This window comes from Kitasatospora sp. NPDC005856 (genome assembly GCF_040629945.1).
Taxonomy (GTDB): Bacteria; Actinomycetota; Actinomycetes; order Streptomycetales; family Streptomycetaceae; genus Kitasatospora.
In genome coordinates this window covers 76,900-92,944 of sequence record NZ_JBEXWT010000025.1, presented here as the reverse complement: position 1 = coordinate 92,944, position 16,045 = coordinate 76,900, and the positions used below count along the sequence as shown (strand labels likewise).

General features: G+C 75.0%; 16 protein-coding genes. 8 read left to right on the top strand and 8 right to left on the bottom strand.

All coding sequences use genetic code 11. The annotated features are described in order from the left end of the window. Positions 1–27: 27 nt before the first annotated feature. From gndA to ABZ449_RS17685, 4 genes are all read right to left on the bottom strand, one after another. A complete protein-coding gene (gndA, locus tag ABZ449_RS17700) occupies positions 28–1,482 on the bottom strand; it encodes an NADP-dependent phosphogluconate dehydrogenase (protein ID WP_360346529.1) in 1,455 nt (484 codons plus the stop codon). A gap of 173 nt (positions 1,483–1,655) precedes the next feature. Further along, positions 1,656–2,057: a TIGR03618 family F420-dependent PPOX class oxidoreductase gene (locus ABZ449_RS17695; RefSeq protein WP_360346527.1), complete on the bottom strand. Its 402-nt coding sequence runs from the start codon at positions 2,055–2,057 to the stop codon at positions 1,656–1,658. 78 nt (positions 2,058–2,135) lie between these two features. Beyond that, on the bottom strand, positions 2,136–2,765 hold the full coding sequence (locus tag ABZ449_RS17690) for an MBL fold metallo-hydrolase (protein WP_360346525.1): 630 nt from the start codon (positions 2,763–2,765) through the stop codon (positions 2,136–2,138). Then, the gene (locus ABZ449_RS17685) at positions 2,762–3,847 is read right to left on the bottom strand and encodes an S-(hydroxymethyl)mycothiol dehydrogenase (protein ID WP_360346523.1); all 1,086 of its coding nucleotides are present in this window, start codon (positions 3,845–3,847) and stop codon (positions 2,762–2,764) included. The genes ABZ449_RS17690 and ABZ449_RS17685 overlap by 4 nt, the downstream gene beginning before the upstream one ends. A gap of 641 nt (positions 3,848–4,488) precedes the next feature. On the opposite strand from ABZ449_RS17685, the gene ABZ449_RS17680 reads away from it, so the two are divergent. The 3 genes from ABZ449_RS17680 to ABZ449_RS17670 all read left to right on the top strand — a co-directional run bounded on the left by ABZ449_RS17680 (position 4,489) and on the right by ABZ449_RS17670 (position 7,345). Further along, positions 4,489–5,703 carry a cytochrome P450 gene (locus tag ABZ449_RS17680; protein WP_360346521.1) on the top strand — a complete coding sequence of 405 codons (1,215 nt, stop codon included), beginning with the start codon at positions 4,489–4,491 and terminating at the stop codon, positions 5,701–5,703. Further along, positions 5,697–5,957, top strand: coding sequence for a ferredoxin (locus ABZ449_RS17675; protein WP_360346519.1), 261 nt, complete (start codon positions 5,697–5,699; stop codon positions 5,955–5,957). Before ABZ449_RS17680 ends, ABZ449_RS17675 begins: the two co-directional genes overlap by 7 nt. 155 nt (positions 5,958–6,112) lie before the next feature. Then, a complete protein-coding gene (locus ABZ449_RS17670) occupies positions 6,113–7,345 on the top strand; it encodes an MFS transporter (RefSeq protein ID WP_360346517.1) in 1,233 nt (410 codons plus the stop codon). Between the two features lie 30 nt (positions 7,346–7,375). Here ABZ449_RS17670 and ABZ449_RS17665 read toward each other — a convergent pair whose 3' ends face one another. From ABZ449_RS17665 to ABZ449_RS17655, 3 genes are all read right to left on the bottom strand, one after another. Continuing rightward, positions 7,376–8,296 (bottom strand): LysR family transcriptional regulator, encoded by a 921-nt coding sequence (locus ABZ449_RS17665; protein WP_360346515.1) that lies wholly within the window; start codon positions 8,294–8,296, stop codon positions 7,376–7,378. A 9-nt stretch (positions 8,297–8,305) separates the two neighbouring features. After that, the gene (locus ABZ449_RS17660; RefSeq protein WP_360346513.1) at positions 8,306–9,529 is read right to left on the bottom strand and encodes an aminoglycoside phosphotransferase family protein; all 1,224 of its coding nucleotides are present in this window, start codon (positions 9,527–9,529) and stop codon (positions 8,306–8,308) included. 482 nt (positions 9,530–10,011) lie between these two features. Further along, positions 10,012–10,869: a PhzF family phenazine biosynthesis isomerase gene (locus tag ABZ449_RS17655; protein ID WP_360346511.1), complete on the bottom strand. Its 858-nt coding sequence runs from the start codon at positions 10,867–10,869 to the stop codon at positions 10,012–10,014. Between the two features lie 184 nt (positions 10,870–11,053). On the opposite strand from ABZ449_RS17655, the gene ABZ449_RS17650 reads away from it, so the two are divergent. From ABZ449_RS17650 to ABZ449_RS17635, 4 genes are all read left to right on the top strand, one after another. Further along, complete coding sequence (locus tag ABZ449_RS17650; RefSeq protein WP_360346509.1) at positions 11,054–11,620, top strand: hypothetical protein; 567 nt, start codon at positions 11,054–11,056, stop codon at positions 11,618–11,620. A gap of 146 nt (positions 11,621–11,766) precedes the next feature. Next, positions 11,767–12,570, top strand: coding sequence for an MBL fold metallo-hydrolase (locus ABZ449_RS17645; protein ID WP_360346507.1), 804 nt, complete (start codon positions 11,767–11,769; stop codon positions 12,568–12,570). 16 nt (positions 12,571–12,586) lie between these two features. Continuing rightward, positions 12,587–13,009: a nuclear transport factor 2 family protein gene (locus ABZ449_RS17640; protein WP_360346560.1), complete on the top strand. Its 423-nt coding sequence runs from the start codon at positions 12,587–12,589 to the stop codon at positions 13,007–13,009. 126 nt (positions 13,010–13,135) lie between these two features. After that, positions 13,136–14,407, top strand: a complete 1,272-nt coding sequence (locus ABZ449_RS17635) for an FAD-dependent oxidoreductase (protein ID WP_360346505.1) — start codon at positions 13,136–13,138, stop codon at positions 14,405–14,407. A gap of 2 nt (positions 14,408–14,409) precedes the next feature. On the opposite strand, the gene ABZ449_RS17630 is transcribed toward ABZ449_RS17635, so the two are convergent. Next, positions 14,410–15,417: a right-handed parallel beta-helix repeat-containing protein gene (locus ABZ449_RS17630; protein WP_360346503.1), complete on the bottom strand. Its 1,008-nt coding sequence runs from the start codon at positions 15,415–15,417 to the stop codon at positions 14,410–14,412. Between the two features lie 164 nt (positions 15,418–15,581). Between ABZ449_RS17630 and ABZ449_RS17625 the strand changes: the two genes are divergently transcribed. Then, positions 15,582–15,998 carry a DUF3592 domain-containing protein gene (locus ABZ449_RS17625; RefSeq protein ID WP_360346501.1) on the top strand — a complete coding sequence of 139 codons (417 nt, stop codon included), beginning with the start codon at positions 15,582–15,584 and terminating at the stop codon, positions 15,996–15,998. Positions 15,999–16,045 lie beyond the last annotated feature (47 nt).

The window sequence follows — 16,045 nt, the reverse complement described above, 5'->3', positions numbered from 1 at the left end:
CCGTCGCGGGCCCATGCCGTCGCCGGCCTACGCCGTCCCGCCGTCCGTCCGCACCTCGGGGCGGGCGGGCTCGGCCCAGAGCGTGTGGAAGCTGCCCGGGCGGTCGGTGCGGCGGTAGGTGTGGGCGCCGAAGAAGTCGCGCTGCCCCTGGACCAGCGCGGCGGGCAGGTGCTCGCTGCGCAGGGTGTCGTAGGAGGCGAGCGCGGCGGAGAACGCCGGTACGGGGATGCCGTGCTGGGCCGCGCCGGCCACCACGGTGCGCCAGGCCGCCTGGGCGTCGGCGACCTCCGCCGCGAACTGCTCCTCGGCGAGCAGGCTGACCAGGTCGGGGTCGGCGGCGTGGGCGGCGCGGATCCGGTCGAGGAACGCGGCGCGGATGATGCAGCCGCCGCGCCAGATCCTCGCCACCGCGCCCAGGTCGATGTCCCAGCCGTACTCGGCCGCCGCGTCGCGGATCATCGTCCAGCCCTGGTCGTAGGCGATGACCTTCGAGGCGTAGAGGGCCTGTTCGACGTCGCGGGTGAAGCGCTCGGCCTCGTGCGGGCGCAGTTCCTGCCGGGTGCCCCCGGGCAGCGGCCGGTAGGCGGCCCGCAGTTCGGACCGGGCGGAGGCGACCCGGGCGAAGGTGGCCTGGGCGATGGCGGTGACCGGGGAGCCGAGGTCGAGGGCGGTCTGCACCGTCCAGCGTCCGGTGCCCTTCTGCTCCGCGGCGTCCTGGACGATGTCGACGAAGGGCTTGCCGGTGGCGGCGTCGGTGTGGGCGAGGACCTCGGAGGTGATCTCGATCAGGTAGGAGTCCAGCCGTCCCTTGTTCCAGTTCCGGAAGGTCTCGGCGATCTCGGCGGGGGTGTACCCGCCGACCTCCCGCAGGAGGTGGTAGGCCTCGGCGATGAGCTGCATGTCGGCGTACTCGATGCCGTTGTGCACCATCTTCACGAAATGGCCGGCACCGTCGGTGCCGATGTGGGCGCAGCACGGATCGCCGTCCACGTGGGCGCTGATCCGCTCCAGCATCGGGCCGAGGACGGCGTAGGACTCGGCGGAGCCGCCGGGCATGACCGAGGGGCCGTGCAGCGCGCCCTCCTCCCCGCCGGAGACGCCGGTGCCGACGAAGTGGATGCCGCGTTCGCGCAGCGCCCGCTCCCGGCGGCGGGTGTCGGCGAAGTGCGCGTTGCCGCCGTCGATGATCATGTCGCCCGCCTCCAGCAGCGGGGCGAACTCCTCGATGACCTCGTCGGTGGCCCGCCCCGCCTTCACCATGATCAGGAGCCTGCGGGGCCGTTCCAGCGCGGCCACCAGTTCCTGCGGCGACTGCGCCGGGACGAACGTGCCCTCGTGGCCGAACTCCTCGACCAGGGCCTCGGTCCGGCCCGGGGTGCGGTTGTGCACCGCGACCGCGTAGCCGTTGCGGGCGAAGTTCCGCGCCAGGTTGCGGCCCATCACCGCGAGCCCGGTCACGCCGATCTGTGCGGATGCCTCCATGGGCGGGTGCTTCCTTCCTCGGGGAGTCCCCCGGGAGGGGCTCGCGGCCCTGCGCCGCGGCCGCCCGGGCCGGCCGATCCCATGCTCTCGATCCGCGCGCGCCCGCCGCACGGGGGACTGCCCCGTTCAGGTGCCGGGGCCCGCAGCCGGACGGCCGTTCCCCGGGGGCGCGCTCAGGCGCGGCCGAGGACGCGGTCGACGGTGATCTCGATGACCACCCGGTCCGGGTTGACCCGCGGCTGCCGGTAGCGCTCCGCATAGCGGCGCTCCGCCTCGGCGACCTGCTCGGGCTCGTCGCGGACGACCGCCACGCCCTCCAGGGTCGACCAGCGGGCCCGGTCCACCTGGCAGACCGCGACCCGCTGGCCCTCGGGCCCGGCCTCGGCGACGTTGCGGGCCTTGCGGCTGGTGCGGCTGGTGATCACCCGGGCGGTTCCCGTCTCCGGCTGGTACGTCACACCGACCGGCACCACGTGCGGCGTGCCGTCCGGGCGGGTGGTGGTCAGCGTGGAGATGTGCCGCTCCTGCCAGAAGGCGAGGAACGCGTCGTCGAGGTCGCGCGGGTCGTGGGCCATGATCGCGATGGTACGGCCCCCGGGGAACGGTCGTTCCCCGGGGGCCGTACCGGGTGGGCTTCGGACCACCGGTGCCCGTCAGTGCCCGCGCGCGATCCACTCCGGCAGGGCCGGGGCCTCGGCGCCGATGGTGGTCGGGTCGCCGTGACCGGTGCGCACCACGGTCTCGGCCGGGAGCGTCAGCAGCCGCTCCCGGATCGAGTCGATGATGGTCGGGAAGTGCGAGAACGACCGGCCGGTGGCTCCCGGGCCCCCGTGGAACAGGGTGTCCCCGGTGAAGACGGTGCCCAGCGCGGGCGCGTACAGGCAGACCGCGCCCGGCGCGTGGCCCGGGGTGTGCAGCACGGTCAGCTCGGTGCCGGCCACCTCGATCCGCTGGCCGTCGGCCAGTTCGCCGTCCGGCAGCCGCTCGGGGTGGGTGAGCTTCCACAGCGGGAGGTCGTCCGGGTGCAGCAGGATCGGCGCACCGGTGCGGGCGGCGAGCGCCGGAGCCGCGTCGATGTGGTCGTTGTGCGCGTGGGTGGAGACGATCGCCAGCAGCCGGCGCCCGCCGAGCGCGGCCTCGATGGCCTCGGCGTCGTGCGCGGCGTCGATCACCACCGCCTCCTCGTCGTTCCCGACGATCCAGACGTTGTTCTCCACCTCCCAGCTGCCGCCGTCGAGTTCGAAGGTCCCGGCCGTCACCAGCCGGTCGACGCGCGCGGTCACAGGACCACCACCGAGCGCAGGACGTCGCCCTGGTGCATGCGCTCGAAGGCCTGCTCCACGGCGTCGAGCTCGATGGTCTCGGTGACGAAGGCGCCGAGGTCCAGGCGGCCCTGGAGGTAGAGGTCGATCAGCATCGGGAAGTCCCGCGAGGGCAGGCAGTCGCCGTACCAGGAGGACTTCAGCGCGCCGCCGCGGCCGAAGACGTCGAGCAGCGGGAGCTCCAGCGTCATCTCCGGGGTCGGCACGCCGACCAGGACGACGGTGCCGGCCAGGTCCCGGGCGTAGAAGGCCTGCTTGTAGGTCTCCGGCCGGCCGACGGCCTCGACCACCACGTCCGCGCCGTTGCCGCCGGTCAGCTCGCGGATCGCCTCGACCGGGTCGGTGGTGCGGGAGTTGACGGTGTGGGTGGCGCCCAGCCCGCGGGCGGTCTCCAGCTTGCGGTCGTCGATGTCCACCGCGATGATCTTCGCCGCGCCCGCCAGCCGGGAGCCCATCACGGCCGCGCCGCCGACGCCGCCACAGCCGATCACCGCGACCGAGTCGCCCCGGCCGACGTTGCCGGTGTTGATCGCGGCGCCGAGGCCCGCCATCACGCCGCAGCCCAGCAGACCGGCGACGGCCGGCTCGGCCGCCGGGTCCACCTTGGTGCACTGGCCGGCCGCGACCAGGGTCTTCTCGGCGAACGCGCCGATGCCCAGCGCCGGGGACAGCTCGGTGCCGTCCAGCAGCGTCATCTTCTGCTTGGCGTTGTGGGTGTTGAAGCAGTACTGCGGGCGGCCCCGCTTGCACGCGCGGCACTGGCCGCACACCGCGCGCCAGTTGAGGACCACGAAGTCACCGGGCTCGACCTCGGTGACGCCCTCGCCGACCGACTCCACGATGCCCGCGGCCTCGTGGCCGAGCAGGAACGGGAACTCGTCGTTGATGCCGCCCTCCCGGTAGTGGAGGTCGGTGTGGCAGACGCCGCACGCCTGGATCCGGACCACCGCCTCGCCCGGGCCAGGGTCCGGCACCACGATCGTGGTCACCTCCACGGGCGCGCCCTTGGCGCGCGCGATGACTGCCTTGACCTGCTGGGGCATCCGATTCCACCTCCGTCTGCCGGTGCGGCTCTGCACCGGCGTGACCTGCGACAACACGACTGCAGACGAACTGCCCACGAAGCGTATCGCCCACCCGGCCGGTCACCGGCGGAGCGTCCCGGGCGATCCGGCGTGACGCGGTGTGATACGGCTCACCGCGCCTGCCGACGGCGTGTCCGCCACCGCCGCGACGGCTCACGGGCCCTCATGCGAGAGGTGCCGGCCGGGTGTCCGCCGAGGACCCGGAAACCCCGCCCGGCGCGGCTTCGCCGAGGGGAGCGCACGGGCGGCGCTGAGCGCCCGTCAGCACTCCCCGAAGTGCCCGGAAAGTACCCGCGTTGGCTGGAATCGCCGCAGACGGGCGCCCGCCGCCCACGTACGGTCGTAGCTGAGACGGTCCACACGACCACGCTCAGCACACCCGCCCCGCCCGTCGGCGCGTGACCGCGCACCGACCGCGCCGGGTGCGCACCGACCGTGCACCCGCGCACATTTCGCGCCACATCCCGTAGGAGCCCGACCGAACCCCGGCCCGTGTCGAGCCGCCAGCCGGCCGCATCACCCGTCCCCCGCACGATCCCCGGATCCACCCCCCGTCGGGTCGCGTTCCGCGGCCCACCGCCCTGGAGTCTGGAGTACGGATGTCCACCGAGAACAGTGCGACCAGCGCCGGCACCGCCCCGCTCCCCCCGCTGCACTGCATGCGTCTGCTCGAACCCGGCCCGCCCCGCCTCGCCGCGCTGCCCACCGGCACGCCGGTCTGGCTGGTCAGCCGGCACGCCGACGTGCGCCAGGTGCTGACCGACCCGCGGCTGGGCCGCGCCCCGCTCTACGCGCCGGACGCCCCGTCGATCACGGTCACGCCCAACATCCTGGACGACCCGCAGAGCATGCTGAACATCGACGGCACCGAGCACCAGCGGCTGCGCCGCACCGTGCAGCGCGCCTTCACCCCGCGCGCGATCGAACGCTGGCGGCCCTGGGTGGCCTCGGTGGTCGAGTCGCTGATCGACGAGCTGATCGACCACGGCTCCCCCGCCGACGTCATCGCCGGCTACTCCCGCCCGCTGCCGGTCGCCGTGATCAGCCGGCTGATGGGCCTGGACAACCTGGACGGCAAGCGGCTCGCGCACTGGAGCGACCACGCGATGTCCGTCACCGCGTACAGCGCCGACGAGATCGTCACCGCGATGACCGAGTTCGCCGCCTTCGGCGCCGAGGTGATCGCCGAGCGCCGCTCCGCCCCCGGCGAGGACCTGGTCAGCAGCCTGCTCGCGGCCGCCGCCGAGGACGGCTCGATCACCGAGGGCCAGCTGGTCACGCTGGTCATCGGCCTGGTCGTGGCCGGCCACGAGACCACCATGACCAGCCTCGGCAACGCCCTGGTCTACCTGCTCCAGGACGGCCGCGAGGCCTGGCAGCGGCTCTCCTCCGACGAAGCCAGCGCCGCCGCCGCGACCGAGCAGCTGCTGCGCGCCGTCCCGCTCGGCGACCGCCAGGAGTACATGCCCGGGCTCATGCGCCGCACCGTCGAGGACGTCGAGATCGGCGGCGTGGTCATCCCGGCCGGCAGCGTGGTCGCCGCCGACGCGGCCGCCGCCAACCACGACCCGGAGGCGTTCACCGGGGACCTGCTCACCGAGCTGTTCGCCCCGCTGACCGCCCCCACGCTCACCTTCGGCGCCGGGCCGCACCACTGCCTGGGCGCCTGGCTGGCCCGGATGGAGCTGGAGCTCGCGCTGCACCGGCTGGCCCGCCGGCTGCCCGCCCTGCGGCTGGCCGACCCGGTCGACCGGATCGACTGGCGGCGCGGCCTGCTCACCCGCAGCCCGAACTCCCTGCGGGTGGAATGGTGACGGGCCGCGCGGACACCGAGCCGGTGATCGTCCGGGTCGACCGGGACCGCTGCATCGGCTCCGGGATGTGCGTCCTCAGCGCCCCCGACTCGCTGGTCCTCGGCGCCGACGGGCTGGCCGCGCCGCTGGCCCGGTACGCGGACGGCGGCGCGGAGCCGACGGACGGGCTGAGCGAGGCGGTGGACTTCTGCCCGGTCGAGGCGCTCAGCCTGCACTCGGCCCGCGGCGGCCACCGGATCGCCCCCGCGGAGTGAGCGCGCCCCGGTGGTGCCCGCCGCGACGACCCGCGGTGGGCACCACCGGGAGTTCCTCCGGCAGGGCACGGGCCGGGCGATCGATTAACCCGGCTCATCGGTCGATGAGCTCATCGATCTTGTCGGGGCCTTCCGCCGGCTGATGGGCTGGCCGCATGACAAACGCCGACACCCTGGCCCCACCGGCCGGTTCACCCACCGCCCACCGCTGGTCCCCGGTCCTCGCCGTCGCGCTCGCCACCTTCACCGTGGTGTCCTCCGAGATGATGCCGGTCGGCCTGCTCACCCCGATGTCCCACAGCCTCGGCGTCACCGACGGGGTCACCGGCCTCTCCCTCACCGTCACCGGCCTGATCGCCGCCGTCCTCTGCCCCTTCGCGCCGCGGCTCGTCGGCCCGCGCGACCGCCGGAGCGTCCTGGTCGCCTTCATGCTGCTGCTCGGCGTCGCCGACGCGGTGACGGCACTGGCGCCGAACTTCGCCGTCCTGGCCGCCGGCCGCGTCCTGCTCGGCGCCGCCATGGGCGTCGTCTGGGGCCTCACCGCGAGCCTCGGCCCGCGCCTCGCCGACGGCCCGCGGCTCGCCCTCGCCATGACACTGATCTTCTCCGGCGTCTCCATCGCCTCCGTCCTCGGCGTCCCGCTGGGCACCTACCTGGCCGCGCTGCTCGACTGGCGCGCCGCGTTCTGGGCGTTCGCCCTGCTCGGCGCCGCCTCCGCCGCCGTCCTCGCCGCCACCCTGCCCGCGCTGCCCGCACCGCCCGCACCGCCCGTGCAGGAGCGCACCCGGCTCGACGCACCGCGCGGCATCCCGCGCCACCGGGGCGTCGCCGCCGGGATCGCGATCACCGCCTTCGTCGTGCTCGGCCACTTCGCCGGCTACACCTACGTCCGCCCGGTCCTCGAAGCCGACGCGGGCCTGAGCAGCGGCGTCGTCGCCGCCTGCCTGCTGGTGTACGGACTCGCGGGCGTCGCCGGGAACTTCACTCTCGGCCCGCTCGCCGGGCGCCACCCGAAGACCGCCGTCGCCCTCGCCCTCGGCGGCGTCGCCCTGGCCGCCGCCCTGCTCGCGTACGCCACCGGCGTCGCCGCCGTCCTGCTCGTCCTGGTCGTCTGGGGAGCCTCGTACGGCGGGGTGTCGGTCTCCACCCAGACCTGGGTCCGGATGGCCGACCCGGCGCGGATCGAGGCCTCGGCGGCGATCTGGGCCGGCGTCTTCAACGCGAGCATCGCCCTCGGCTCCCTCGCCGGCGGCCTCGTCGTCGACCGGGCCGGGAACCGTGCCGCCCTGCTCACCGCCGCCGGACTGTCGGCCCTCGGGCTGCTGCTCGCCCTGCTCTCCCGGCCGGGCGCCGGAAGGCCGGACTCACCGGGCCCGGACAGGCCTTAGGGCGTGTCAGACACGCCCTGGCCCTTCGGCTCAGTCGACGTGCCCGGCCAGCAGCTCGACGAACCCGGCCGCCAGCCGGTGCGGGCGCCGCTCCCGCTGGACCACCTCCAGCGCGGTCGGCTCCAGCCCCGGCACCGGCAGGAAACGGATGTCCGGCCGCTGGACGTACGTCGTGCTGCGCTCGCACAGCAGCAGCCCCTGGCGGGTGCCGGCCACCATCGACAGGCCCTCCTGGATGGTGGCCGCGCCCGCGGAGTAGGCCAGCTCCCGCCCGTCCGGCGTCCGCCGGGGCGCGTTGGCCTGCCGCCAGTACTCGGGTGCCGGGCCGCGCGGCTCGATCAGCGGCAGCGCGGCCAGCTCGTCCACGCCCACCCCCTCCGCCCCGCCGAGGCGCTGCGCGGCCGAGACCGCCACCCACACCGGCTGCCGGGAGAACTCCATCAGCACCTCCAGCCCCGGCTCCCGGCACGGGGCGAGCACGATCGCCAGGTCGATCTCGCCCCGGGCGAGCTGCGAGAACGGGTCCGCCCACGGCAGTTCGACCAGCTGCGCCGCCCCCTCCGGCAGGCTCGCGATCACCCGGGCGACCGGCTCGTACACCGCGCACTGGAAGCCCAGCCGCAGCGGCACCGCCGTCGCGGCCCCGGCCCGGGCGGCGTCGTACCCCTCCCGGAGCCGCTCGAAGGCGGGCACCACCTGCTCGGCCAGCGCCCGCCCCAGCCCGGTCAACTCGACCCGGCGGCTGGTCCGTTCGAACACCGGCGCGCCGATCCGGGTCTCCAGCCGCTTGATCAGCTGGGACACCCGTCCCTGCGAGACGCCGAGGCGCTGCGCCGTCCGCCCGAAGTGCAGCTGGTGGACGAGGACGGAGAAGCACTCCAGTTCCTGCAACGGCAGTTCGGGCAGGACGGACGTCCCGAAGGCTCCGGGGGTCGGCGTCGGTCGTTCCACCCCGGCAGTCTACGTCCGGCGGGCGACCGGGCCGCAGGCCAGTACGGCGCGCAGCTCGGAGGCCGGGTCGCCTTCGTGGTACGGGCGTTCGCTCGGCTCGATGTGGTCCAGGAACTCCTGGTAACGCAGGGCGTAGGACAGGTGGTACAGCGGCTCGGCCAGGTGGAGGGCGCGGCCCGGGTCGGAGCCGGGGGCGTGCCGCTGCCAGGCCTCCGTCCAGAGCCGGGCATGGTGCTGCCAGGCCTCCGGGCCGAGGTAGGCGCGGGGGCGCAGCCCGTCCAGGGCCGGGTGCCCGAGGCAGGAGTCGGCGTAGTCGACGACCACCGTGCTCGCGCCGTCGGAACGCCAGTTGCCGGGGTGGAAGTCGCCGTGGACCAGGGTCTGCGGCAGTCCGCAGTCGGCGAGCCGGTCCAGCAGCCCGGGCAGGTCGGCGGCGAAGCCGGCCAGGCCGTCCAGCTCCTCGGTCGTCAGGTCGGTCTCCTCGGGGAGCCGGTCCAGCAGGGCCGTCAGCTGGGCCGCCAGGGCGCGGGGGGTGCGGTCGCGCAGTCCGGCCAGGTCGGCCGGCCGGCCCGCGAGCACGGTCTGGGCGGCGACGAACCGGGGGACGAGGTCGGCGACCGTCCCGGCGGACGGGTCCCAGCAGTCCTCGCCGGGGACGTGGTCGAGCAGCAGCCGCCCGCCGGCGGGGTCGGCGGCGAGGACGGTCGGGACCAGCGCGCGGTCGACGCCGCCGAGCAGCGCGATGACCTCGCCCTCGTGGGCGTTGAACGCGGGCGTCGTGGTCTTGAGCCAGGCGTCGACGCCGGTGTCGGTGGGGAGGCGGAAGAGGCCTGAGAGGTTCCAGGTCCGGATCTGCCGGGCGGGCGCGGCCTGCGGCCGGCCGACGGCGCCGAGCTCCGTCTCCGCCCAGTCCAGCGCCGACCGCAGACCTGCGGGCGTGGCCCAGGCGGCGCGCCGCTCGGCGGGGCCGAGCAGCGCGGCCGCATCGCCCTCCAGGGGGCGGGAGTTCAACCCGGCCGGGCGGCGCAGCGCCTCGGCGTGGTAGCGCACCCGCCCGCCGTGGCCCGGGTCCTCGCTGTCCCCGTCGACCAGCCGCGCCACCAGCACCGGCACCCCGGAGGCCTCCGTCGCCAGCGCGACCACCTCGTCCACGGAGGACCACCAGCCGAGGCCCACCTCGAAGGGGGACAACTGACCGAAGTACTCGTCGCCGTACGTGAGATCGACCGTCACGGTCCGGTTGCTCGCTCGCTGCATCCGAGCAGCTTCACCCACGGGAGCCGACACTCGCCAACGGTTTTCCCCGCACGCCGAGCGAAGGGCCGCCGCCTGCGCCCGGTAGCCTTCCGCCGCCGCCCCGGCCTGCTCCCGGTCGGACCCGGAGACGAGCCTGACGGCCGACTCGTCCAGGGCGTCGGCCATCGATTCCCGCCAGTCGGCGAGGCGGCGCGGGTCACGGCCGTCGGGTCGGTTCGACCGCACCGAACGGAACCGCCGGAGCGCTTGCCTGAGCGCGGGGTCGAGCACGGGGGCTTCTCCCGGTGGCGGCTTCCCCGCGCGGAACGGGGCGGCCCACCCGCCCTCCCGGGACAGGCAGGACCACGTGGGCGACGGGCCCCGTCCAGTGGATCTGTCAGCGGATACCGATCGACCGGGTGGGGCGAGGGCGAGCAGGTCCTGCTCCGACCCCCGCCGCGTGAGGCCCGGAGCCGGGCCTAGCCGATGGCCACCGCCGTGCCGGAGACCCGGACCCGGGTGTCCTCCGCCCGCAGTTCGACCCGCAGGACGCCGGGGCGGCCCAGGTCGTCGCCCTGGTGGAGGGTCAGCGCGGCCGGGGCCGCCACCGCGCCGAGCTCCCGCAGGTACGCGCCGAAGGCGGCCGCGGCGGCGCCGGTGGCCGGGTCCTCGACCACGCCGCCGACCGGGAACGGGTTGCGGACGTGGAACACCTCGGGGCCCTCCCGCCAGGCGAGCTGCAGGGTGATCAGATCACGGGCGCGCATGAAGTCCGCCAGGCCGTCGAAGTCGTAGTCGAGCCGGGCCAGCCGTTCGCGGGTGGCGACCGGCAGGACGAGGTGCCGGGCACCCGCGTAGGCGACACGGGGCGGCAGGGCCGGGTCGAGGTCGTCGGCGGACCAGCCGAGCAGGGCGAGCGCCTGCGCGACGTCGGCCGCCGGCACCTCCTCGACCTTCGGCTCGACGCTGGTGAGGGTGGCGCGCAGCAGCCCGTCGGCCCCGCGCGCGACCTCGACCGGCACGTCCCCGGCCGCGGTCGCGAAGACGTACCGCCCGGGGCCGACGCGCTCGGCGAGGGCCACGGCGGAGCCGACCGTCGCGTGCCCGCAGAACGGCACCTCGGCGAGCGGGCTGAAGTACCGCACGCGGTAGGTGCCCTCGGTCGGGCCGGCGGTCAGGAAGGCGGTCTCGGAGTACCCGACCTCGGCGGCGACGGCGAGCATCCGCTCGTCGGTCAGCCCGGCGGCGTCGAGCACCACGCCGGCCGGGTTGCCGCCCTCGGGGCGGGTCGCGAAGGCGGCGTAGCGGAGGATCTCGGGAGCGGTGTCGTCGGTCATGATCGGGCGAACGTGCCGGATGCCCGGGCTGTTCCCGCTCACCGCCACGACGGCTCTCACCGCGGCACCGCCTCCGGGACGTCCGAGCCGAGCCGGCGGTGCCGCGGCCGGGGTCGGCCCGCTGACCGGCGGGCGCGCCGACGGGCCGGCGCGGCGGGCACGCCCCGGTGGGATGATCGGCCGCATGGCCCTGACCTCGCACCAGCAGCACCTCCGCGACCGGATCATGGCCGCCGAGGTGACCGCCCCGCCGGAGCCGTGGCGGCCGGTCGGCCGGGGCCTGTTCGCGGTCGGCGGGCTGCTCGGCATCGGCTTCGCCGTCCACCCGGAGAGCGGGCACGACCTGGTGCTGACGGTCTCGCACGGCGGCCACGGCCTGTTCGACGCGGTGACCGGCCTCAAGCTGGCCCGCGACCACGAGCCCGCCGAGGACCCGGACGGCCTGGACCTCGCCTGCCCCGGCCTCGGCCAGGTCGCGGACGTGCGCATCCCGGTGGCGGGGCTGTGGGGCGGCGGGCTGCACACGGCCGCGGAGGGCGGCTGGCACGTCGAGGTGGTCGCCCCGGAGTGGCCGCACCACCGGGTGCTGCTCGCCAACGGCCGGGGGCCGTGGCAGGGCGAGCACGGCGAGAGCTGGTGGCTGGTCCTCGACTCCGACCGGTCCACCTTCCGCGCGGCCGGCTTCTCCCCCACCGGCCGGACCCTCGCGGTCGCCACCAGCAGCGACCTCGGTCTCTGGACCCGCGGATAGGACGACGCGTCCGGCGGAGCGCCGGGTCCGCGGGACGCACCCGGTCCTTCGGGATGCGGACGTCGCGCCTTCGGGATGCGGACGTCCCGCCGAGCACCGATGCTGACGGCGAGGCGTGCCGGCCAGGAGGAAGGACCGTTCAGCTCATGAGTGCTCTCGACTTCGAGATCATCGACAGCCCCGACAGCTCGCTCAACAAGACCTCCGTCCTGGTCACCGGCCCGAACGACGCCCTGCTGGTGGACGCCGGGTTCACCCGCTCCGACGGGCGCCGCCTGGTCGAACGGATCGGGGCGAGCGGCAAGCGGCTGACCACCGTCTTCGTCAGCCACGGCGACCCGGACTTCTACTTCGGCGCCCAGGAGGTCCAGGACGCCTTCCCGCAGGCCCGTTTCCTGGCCACCGCCTCCACCGTCGAGCACATCCAGGAGACGTACGAAGCCAAGCTGCGCGCCTGGGCGCACCTGGGCCCGGAGCTGCCCACCCGGCTGGTGCGGCCCGAGGTGCTGCACGGGGACGAGCTGGTCTTCGAGGGGCACCGCTTCGAGCTGCGCGGCGCCGACTTCCACCTGCCGGACCGGCACTACCTCTGGCAGCACCACCACCGCGCCGTGCTGGGCGGGGTGCTGCTCTTCGAGGGCCTGCACGTGTGGACCGCCGACACCCCCACCTCCGCCCAACGGGCCGCCTGGATCGACCTGCTGGACGGCATCGAGGCGCTCCACCCGACCTGGGTGGCGGCCGGCCACCGGATCGCCGGCGCGCCCACCGACCTCAACGCCGTCGACCACACCCGCGCCTACCTGCGCGCCTTCGAGACCGAGATCGGCCGGGCCGGGGACGCGGCCTCCGCCAAGGAGTCGCTGGAGCGGCGCTTCCCGAAGCTGGGGCTGCGGATCGCGGTGGACATCGGCACCAAGGTCGTCATGGGCGAGATGGCCTGGGGGTGAGCGGACGGTGATCGAGATCCCCCGGGACGTCTCCGCCTTCGCGGAGTCCTCCGCCCCCGCCGACGTGGTGCGCCGCCAGTACCTGGCGTCCGCCCGGGGCGACCTGGCCGCGCTGCGCGCCACCCTGGCCGAGGACGTGGAGTGGACCGAGATGGCCGGCTTCCCGCTGGCCGGCACCTACCGCACCCCGAAGGGCGTCACCGCCGGCGTGATGGAGCGGCTGGCCGCCGACTGGGACGGCTGGACGGCGCACGACGACACCTACGTGGTGGACGGCGAGACCGTGGTGGTGCTGGGCCGCTACACGGCCGTCCACCGGGCCACCGGAAGACCGCTCGCGGTCCGGGTCGCCCACCACTTCACCGTGCGCGGCGGCCGGATCGTACGCTTCGAACAGTTCACCGACACCGCGCTGGTCAGGGCGGCGATGACCGACTGAGGTCCGCCCGCGCCCGGCCTCACCCGTACGGGCGAGCGCGGCGCGGCGCGCCAGGCGCGGTCTCGACAGACCACCCGGACGGCGGCAGGCTGGCCCCGACCACGGCCGGAGAGCGAGGAGTCGAGCATGGCGGGCACGGACACGGGCACCGGGGCAGCGCGAGCGGGCGACGGGCGGGAGCGCCCGATCGTCATCGTCGGGGCGTCCCTGGGCGGCGCGAAGGCGGCCGAGGCACTGCGCGAGGCAGGATACCGGGGCGGCATCGTCCTGATCGGCGAAGAGCACGAACGCCCGTACGAGCGGCCGCCGCTGTCCAAGGGCTACCTCCAGGGCAAGACGCCCCGGGAGAAGATCCACGTCCACCCGCCGCAGTGGTACGCGGAGCACGACGTCACGCTGCGCCTGGGCACGGCGGTGGCCTCGATCGACCCGGCCGGGCACACCGTGACGCTCGCCGACGACGGGCAGGTGGAGTACGCCAAGCTGCTGCTGACCACCGGCTCGGTGCCGCGCCGGCTGCCGGTGCCCGGCGCGGACCTGGACGGGGTGCTCTACCTGCGCCGGATCGAGGACAGCGACCGGATCAAGGCCGCGCTGCGGCCCGGGGCCCGGATCGCGGTGATCGGCGCGGGCTGGATCGGCCTGGAGGTGGCGGCAGCCGCTCGGGAGGCGGGCGCCGAGGTGACGGTGCTGGAGGCGCTCGAACTTCCGCTGCTGCGGGTGCTCGGCCGGGAGGTCGCCCAGGTCTTCGCCGACCTGCACCGGGAGCACGGAGTGGACCTGCGCTTCGGCGTCAAGGTGACCGAACTGACCGGCGAGGACGGCACGGTGAGCGGCGTGAGGCTCGCCGACGGAACGACGGTGGCGGCCGACGCGGTGGTGGTCGGCATCGGCATCTCCCCCGCCACCGGCCTCGCCGAGGCGGCCGGGCTGGAGGTCGACAACGGCGTCAAGACCGACCAGCACCTGCGCACCTCGGACCCGGACGTCTACGCGGCCGGTGACGTCGCCAACGCCTACCACCCGCTGTTCGGCCGGCACGTGCGGGTCGAGCACTGGGCCAACGCGCTCAACCAGCCGCAGACCGCCGCCCGCGCGCTGCTCGGACAGCCGGACGCGGTGTACGACCGGGTCCCGTACTTCTTCACGGACCAGTACGACCTCGGAATGGAGTACGTCGGCTACGTCGAGCCGGACGGCTACGACCGGGTGGTGTTCCGCGGCGACCCGGCCACCCGCGAGTTCATCGCGTTCTGGCTGTCCGGCGGCCGGGTGCTCGCGGGGATGAACGTCAACGTCTGGGACGTCACCGACCCGATCCGCGAACTGGTGCGTTCGGGGCGGGTGGTGGACGCCGAGGCACTGGCCGACCCGGACACCCCGCTCGAGGATCTGTAGGACTATCCGATCGGGACGCCGGGGTTCACCAGACCCCGGCCCCCGGTGACGGTGTTGCCCGCGCCGATCGTGGTCCTGCACGTCGCCGCGTCGTAGTTGGTCACGTCGATCGCGTACCGGTCCGGGCCGGTGGCGCCGGTGAGGTCGGAGCGGTTGCCCCGGAAGACGGTGCCGCAGCCCCAGCCCGGCCGGACGCCGTGGGTCTGGTAGCCGTCGTCGGTGGTGCGCCGACCGGTGTTGTTCTCGATGACGTAGTCGTTGCCCTTCACGTCGACCCAGGAGTCGTCGTAGTTGCGCCCGGTGAGGCCGTCGCCGTCGAAGGTGTTGCCGGAGACCAGGCCGCCGATGGTGCCCTCCTTGAGGTCGACGTTCTCGCCGCCGATGTTCGGGCCGAAGGTGTTGCCGGTGATCCGCACGTGGTCGCTGCGGTCGGTCAGGGTGTTGGCGGTGCCGACGTAGACGCCCTCGCCCATGCCGTCCCCGCCGAGGCCGGTGTCGTGGACGCGCGAGTCGCGCAGCGTGCCGTACGCGCTGGAGTTGCGGAAGTGCACGCCCTCCATGGTGGTGTGGTGGACCGTCAGGCCGTCGAGCACCACGTGGTTCGCGGCGTCGGCCATGACGCCCTTCTGGGCGCCGGTGACGGTCAGCCCCTGGACGGTCCAGTAGCTCGCGCCGTCGAGGTGGAGGCCGTAGCCGCCGCCGCTGGGGGTGGTGAGGACGGCCTTCGCGGAGCCGGTGAGGGTGATCCGGGCGGCGGCGGTGCCGGCGGAGGTGGCCTTGAAGTTGCCCGAGTAGGTGCCGTCGGCGAGCTGGATGGTCTGGCCGGGCACGGCGGCCGCGAGGGCGCTCTGGAGCTGCTTGGCGGTGGCGACCTTGACCACGGCCGGGGCGGCGGGGCCGGCGGGGTCGGCTGCCACGGCCGCGGGGACGCCGCCGAGGGTGAGGACGGTGAGCGCGGCGATGACGGCGGGGACGGCGGGGACGGCGGGGACGGCGGGGCGCTTGGTCATGGACGGTGCTCCTTGCGGTGGTCGGGACCGGCCGGGGCGATCGGAGGCCGGTGGTGACAGGAACATGCCGTCGCTCAGGGTGGACTGGACCATTCCGGGACGTCAAGAGCGCCTCGCCCGCGTGATACTGGAGCTCGGAGGGAGTCGCGGACAGGGAGGCGGCGATGGGCGGTACGGCCGGGTTCGCGGTCGTGGTGTTCGGTGCGCTGGGCGGCGTGGTCGCCTACCTCGCCGGGGCGGTCGGCCTGCGCGAACTGCGGCGGCTGCGCCGGGTCGGCGTCCCGGCGCGGGCGCTGGTGCGCGAACGCGCCCTGGCGCCGGAGGACCGCGCCCTGCCGCCGCGGCCGCTGCTCCAGTTCGAGACCGAGGACGGCCGGGTCATCGAGGTCTTCTCCCCCGTCCCCTCCACCGCCCGCCACCCGCTGCCGGACGGCGGCTTCGTCCCGGTCCGCTACGACCCGGCGGACCCGCGGCAGGTGCTGGTGGACGGGCGCGAGCGGGCCGGACTGGAGTACGGGTTCCTCGCGCTCGGAGTGCTGGTGGTGCTCTGCTCGATCACGCTCGGCGCCGCGGTGCTCTGAGCGACCGGGGCTCGCCGAGCCGCGGGGCCGGGCGGGCCGCACGCGGC

Excerpts from the sequence above, each read along its gene's own strand:
- gndA (WP_360346529.1), bottom strand. The coding sequence starts at position 1,482 with ATGGAGGCATCCGCACAGATCGGCGTGACCGGGCTCGCGGTGATGGGC.
- ABZ449_RS17695 (WP_360346527.1), bottom strand. The coding sequence starts at position 2,057 with ATGGCCCACGACCCGCGCGACCTCGACGACGCGTTCCTCGCCTTCTGG.
- ABZ449_RS17685 (WP_360346523.1), bottom strand. The coding sequence starts at position 3,847 with ATGCCCCAGCAGGTCAAGGCAGTCATCGCGCGCGCCAAGGGCGCGCCC.
- ABZ449_RS17680 (WP_360346521.1), top strand. The coding sequence starts at position 4,489 with ATGTCCACCGAGAACAGTGCGACCAGCGCCGGCACCGCCCCGCTCCCC.
- ABZ449_RS17675 (WP_360346519.1), top strand. The coding sequence starts at position 5,697 with ATGGTGACGGGCCGCGCGGACACCGAGCCGGTGATCGTCCGGGTCGAC.
- ABZ449_RS17670 (WP_360346517.1), top strand. The coding sequence starts at position 6,113 with ATGACAAACGCCGACACCCTGGCCCCACCGGCCGGTTCACCCACCGCC.
- ABZ449_RS17655 (WP_360346511.1), bottom strand. The coding sequence starts at position 10,869 with ATGACCGACGACACCGCTCCCGAGATCCTCCGCTACGCCGCCTTCGCG.
- ABZ449_RS17650 (WP_360346509.1), top strand. The coding sequence starts at position 11,054 with ATGGCCCTGACCTCGCACCAGCAGCACCTCCGCGACCGGATCATGGCC.
- ABZ449_RS17645 (WP_360346507.1), top strand. The coding sequence starts at position 11,767 with ATGAGTGCTCTCGACTTCGAGATCATCGACAGCCCCGACAGCTCGCTC.
- ABZ449_RS17635 (WP_360346505.1), top strand. The coding sequence starts at position 13,136 with ATGGCGGGCACGGACACGGGCACCGGGGCAGCGCGAGCGGGCGACGGG.
- ABZ449_RS17630 (WP_360346503.1), bottom strand. The coding sequence starts at position 15,417 with ATGACCAAGCGCCCCGCCGTCCCCGCCGTCCCCGCCGTCCCCGCCGTC.
- ABZ449_RS17625 (WP_360346501.1), top strand. The coding sequence starts at position 15,582 with ATGGGCGGTACGGCCGGGTTCGCGGTCGTGGTGTTCGGTGCGCTGGGC.